The sequence below is a fragment of the Mesorhizobium sp. M7A.F.Ca.CA.001.08.2.1 genome, assembly GCF_003998455.1.
Taxonomy (GTDB): Bacteria; Pseudomonadota; Alphaproteobacteria; order Rhizobiales; family Rhizobiaceae; genus Mesorhizobium; species Mesorhizobium ciceri.
On sequence record NZ_RZPW01000566.1, the window covers coordinates 1 to 4,253 of the forward strand.

General features: G+C 64.3%; 5 protein-coding genes. 3 read left to right on the top strand and 2 right to left on the bottom strand.

The features are described from left to right. Together EN914_RS26390 and EN914_RS26395 are read right to left on the bottom strand one after the other, a co-directional pair. Positions 1-867, bottom strand: an 867-nt coding sequence (locus tag EN914_RS26390; RefSeq protein WP_164778918.1) for an AI-2E family transporter, incomplete at its 3' end; no start/stop codon positions are given. Position 868: 1 nt separating this feature from the next. After that, positions 869-1,396, bottom strand: a complete 528-nt coding sequence (locus EN914_RS26395; RefSeq protein WP_024505063.1) for a CDP-alcohol phosphatidyltransferase family protein — start codon at positions 1,394-1,396, stop codon at positions 869-871. A gap of 238 nt (positions 1,397-1,634) precedes the next feature. Here EN914_RS26395 and purM point away from each other — a divergent pair, with 238 nt between their 5' ends. From purM to EN914_RS26415, 3 genes are all read left to right on the top strand, one after another. Further along, entirely contained in the window at positions 1,635-2,714 is a 1,080-nt protein-coding gene (gene purM / locus EN914_RS26400; protein WP_013532445.1) for a phosphoribosylformylglycinamidine cyclo-ligase, read from the top strand. Beyond that, positions 2,711-3,424, top strand: coding sequence for a phosphoribosylglycinamide formyltransferase (purN, locus tag EN914_RS26405; protein WP_024505064.1), 714 nt, complete (start codon positions 2,711-2,713; stop codon positions 3,422-3,424). The genes purM and purN overlap by 4 nt, the downstream gene beginning before the upstream one ends. Positions 3,425-3,619: 195 nt before the next feature. After that, entirely contained in the window at positions 3,620-4,132 is a 513-nt protein-coding gene (locus EN914_RS26415; protein ID WP_024505066.1) for a histidine phosphatase family protein, read from the top strand. The last annotated feature ends 121 nt before the right edge of the window (positions 4,133-4,253 follow it).

The following is a 4,253-nucleotide window of genomic DNA, read 5'->3' on the forward strand; positions in this document are numbered from 1 at the left end:
GACGAAGGCGACGCCCACGGCCAGCACCAGCCCGGTCAGCGAGCCGACATAGGGGATGAAGGAAATCAGCCCGGCGAACAGGCCGATGAGGATGCCGAAGTTCAGTCCGGTCAGCGTCAGCCCGGTGGCATACATGGCGCCCAGCACCAGGCACAGCGTACCCTGGCCACGCACGAAGCCTGCCGTGGCGGTGTTGATGTCCCGTGCGATGGCGCGCACGGTCTGGACGTTGTCGCGTGGCACCCAGCCGTCGATGACCGCCACCATGCGGTCCCAGTCGAGCAGCATGTAGAAGGCGACCACCGGTGTCACCACGAACAGGCTGACCACAGAAACCAGCGCCATGCCGGAACTCCACAGCGAGGTGAAGACGGTGGTGACAAAACCGAAGCCGGAGGTCAGCAGCGAATTCAGCCCGTCGCGCAAGCTATTGGCGTTGACGCCGAACTTCTGCTCCAGCCATTTCGGATCGAACGAGGTGATCAGGCTTTGCAGCCGGGTCAGATATTCCGGCAATTTGCCGGCGAAATCGGCCATCTGCGTGGCCAGAACCGGAATGAGGATGACAAAGGCCAGGACCAGCACGATGAGGAAGGTGATGAGGATGACCACCGTCGCCATGAAACGCGACAGGCCGAGCCGCTGCAGCCGGTCGGCAACGGGATCGAGGAAATAGGCAAGCACCATGCCGGCGACGAAGGGCAGCAGGATGGCGCTGAAGACATAGAGGAAAAGCGCCAGCAGCGCGGCGCCGGCCAGCCAGAAGAAGATCTGGCGGCGAAAGGTCGCGGACGCGGCGATGTCGGCGGCCGCGGCCTCGATCGCCGCCGCTTCTGTCTCGGATGTCCGGAGTGGAGCCTTCGTCATGTCAGCTCATGTGCCTCAGCCAAGTCACGAGATAGGCTGCGGCCGAAGCCACGGTCAAGACCCCGGACAGCAATATGAGAACCGGCCTCAGCGGGTCGAGATGAACCGACAGGGCAAGTTCACCCAGCACAACCGCCGCCAGCACGATCTGGATGGCGGTGTTGGCCTTCGACACGAAAAGCGGTTTCATCTCGACCGGATGGGCCACGACGGCGGACAGCAGGACCGCGCAGACGATCAACGCGTCGCGCGACACCATGGTGACGACCAGCCACAGCGGCAATTGCCCGATGAGGCCCATGACCACGAACACCGAAACCAGCAGCAGCTTGTCGGCGATCGGATCGAGATAGGCGCCGAGCGTGGACTGCTGATTGAAACGGCGGGCGATGAAGCCATCGACGCCGTCCGAAATGCCGGCGACGAGGAACCCGGCAAAAGCCCAGTCCCAGCGCGCCTGCAGCATCGCCAGCACCACCGCCGGCACCAGGACAAGGCGCAGGATGGTGATCAGGTTGGGGATGGTCAAATGCCTGGCACCTCCTCTTGGTCGGAGATAGATGATGAAGATGGCGGGTGGCAACAAGGGAGGAGCTGCCGATCTCCCCGCACGGGAGCGGCCTTCAGCTTGGCTTTCGCCAATCACGAGCGCCTGTACGTGCGCGCTGTCCACGGTTTTGTAGGCCGAGATGGCCGTTATCCTTGCGGACAGAAACCGTTCATGCGAAGAGCCCGCGACAAGGAAAATTGCTGAACGGGCACCAGAAATGAGCAAGCGCGACGTGAACAAGCGCAAGAACGGGCTCACCTATGCCGAGGCCGGTGTCGATATCGATGCCGGCAATCTCATGGTCGAGAAGATCAAGCCGCTGGTGCGCGCGACGCGCCGGCCGGGCGCCGATGGCGAGATCGGCGGTTTCGGCGGCCTGTTCGACCTCAAGGCGGCCGGGTTTACCGATCCGGTGCTGGTGGCGGCCAATGACGGCGTCGGCACCAAGCTCAAGATCGCCATCGATGCCGGCAAGCACGACACGATCGGCATCGACCTCGTCGCCATGTGCGTCAACGACATCGTCGTGCAAGGTGCCGAACCGCTGTTCTTCCTCGATTATTTCGCCACCGGCAAGCTCGATCCCGACCAGGGTGCCGCGATCGTCGGCGGCATTGCCGAGGGCTGCCGCCAGGCCGGCTGCGCGCTGATCGGCGGCGAGACCGCCGAGATGCCCGGCATGTATCACGGCAACGACTACGACCTCGCCGGCTTTGCGGTGGGTGCCGCCGAACGCGGCCAATTGCTGCCCACCGATGACATTGTCGAAGGCGACGTGCTGCTGGGCCTGGCTTCCTCCGGCCTGCACTCGAACGGCTATTCGCTGGTGCGCCGCATCGTCGCCGTCAGCGGCCTGTCGTGGAGCGATCCGGCACCGTTCAACGACGAGGCCACTCTGGCCGAAGCACTGCTCGAGCCGACCCGCATCTACGTCAAGTCGATTCTCAAGGCGATCCGCAACACGCATGGTATCAAGGCGCTCGCCCACATCACCGGCGGCGGCTTCCCGGAAAACATTCCCCGCGTGCTGCCCAAGGATTTTTCGGCCGAGCTCGACCTCGAGGCGATCGACGTTCCTCCCGTGTTTTCGTGGCTGGCCAAGACCGGCGGCGTGGCGCCGGAAGAAATGATGCGCACCTTCAATTGCGGCATCGGCATGATCCTGGCGGTCGCGTCCGGCCAGGCGGCGCAGGTCGCGGCCGTGCTACAGGAAGCCGGCGAGACGGTGACGCCGATCGGCCGCATCGTGCCGCGCCGCGACGCAGGCGTCATCTATCGGGGTTCGATCGGCCTATGAGCGCGCAGAGGAAACGCACCGTTGTCCTGATCTCGGGACGCGGCTCCAACATGACCGCGCTGATTGCCGCGGCCAGCGACCCGTCGTTCCCGGCCGAGATCGTCGGTGTCATTTCCGATAAGGCGGATGCCGCCGGGCTCGGCATCGCCAGGGCGCGCGGCATCGCCACGCAGGTCGTCTCACGTGCCGACCACGGCAGCAAGCAGGCGCATGACGCCGCCATCGACGCGGCCCTTACGGCCTTCAACGCCGAGATCGTGGCGCTGGCCGGCTATATGCGCATCCTTAGCCCCGGCTTCGTCCAGAAATGGCAGGGCCGCATGATCAATATCCACCCTGCCCTGCTGCCGGCCTTCAAGGGGCTCGACACCCATGCGCGCGCGCTGGCCGCCGGCATCCGCATCCATGGCTGCACCGTGCACTTCGTCACCTCCGAGATGGATGACGGCCCGATCATCGCACAGGCAGCCGTGCCGGTGATGGTCGGCGACACCGCCGATACATTGGCAGCCCGCGTGCTGAAGACCGAACACCGGCTCTATCCGCTGGCGCTGGGGCTGGTCGCCGAAGGCAAGGCGCGCATGGAGGCCGGCCGCACCGTGCTTGCCCACTTTGCCGACGATGCCGACAACGGCACCTCGGTGGTGATGGCCCCGGATCCGCTGCGCGAGGAAGCCGACCTCGAGCATCTGGCGCGCATCACGCCTTGAGCCTAGAGCGGGAATGACAACGGCGCTTAGCCTGGAACCGCCAAATCGGACTCGCTGCCAGGCCGAAACGGACCGGCTGCGCAGAGCTTGGCTGGAAGGACTGGAAAGCGGCCCGTTCGATCCCTTCGACATTGAGGCGATCAAACAAAAGGCCCGCACTCGTCTGATCAGTCTCCCTGGTCCTGACCAACATCGATGAGACAACTACTTCTTCTCCGTCATGCCAAATCCAGCTGGGACGACCCTGATCTCGATGATTTCGACCGGCCTTTGGCCGAACGCGGATCCAAGGCAGCCCGGTTGATGGGGCGCGAACTTGCGGCGCGGGGCTGGCTGCCGGACCTGGTGCTGGTATCGACGGCGCTTCGCACCCGCGAGACCTGGCGGCTTGTGGCGGCGGAGCTGCCCGTCCAGCCCCGGGTCGCATTCCTCAAGGCGCTCTACGATGCTTCAGCGGCGGACATTCTGAGCCAGATTGGTCAAACCGACGCTTCGAGCGGCAGCTTGCTGGCAATTGGCCACAATCCGGGCCTGGAGCAGTTGGCCAGAAAGCTTGCCGGGCCGGGGTCGGACGCCAAGGCGATCGCGAGACTTGAGGAAAAATTCCCGACGGCAGCCTTGGCCCGGGTGGTCTTCGAAGGCGATTGGTCCGTCGTGTCCCCCGCCCGGCTGACACATTGCTTGCGGCCGAAGGACCTGGGCGGCTAGAGCGGTTCACGACTTGATGGAATCGTAGGGGATTCCCGATTTGTGAGTTTTGTGATTCAAGATGCTGGCTGGAGTGGAGGCCAGCATCTGATGACGCGACCTTTTTCCAATGATCTTCGCG

Excerpts from the sequence above, each read along its gene's own strand:
- purM (WP_013532445.1), top strand. The coding sequence starts at position 1,635 with ATGAGCAAGCGCGACGTGAACAAGCGCAAGAACGGGCTCACCTATGCC.
- purN (WP_024505064.1), top strand. The coding sequence starts at position 2,711 with ATGAGCGCGCAGAGGAAACGCACCGTTGTCCTGATCTCGGGACGCGGC.
- EN914_RS26415 (WP_024505066.1), top strand. The coding sequence starts at position 3,620 with ATGAGACAACTACTTCTTCTCCGTCATGCCAAATCCAGCTGGGACGAC.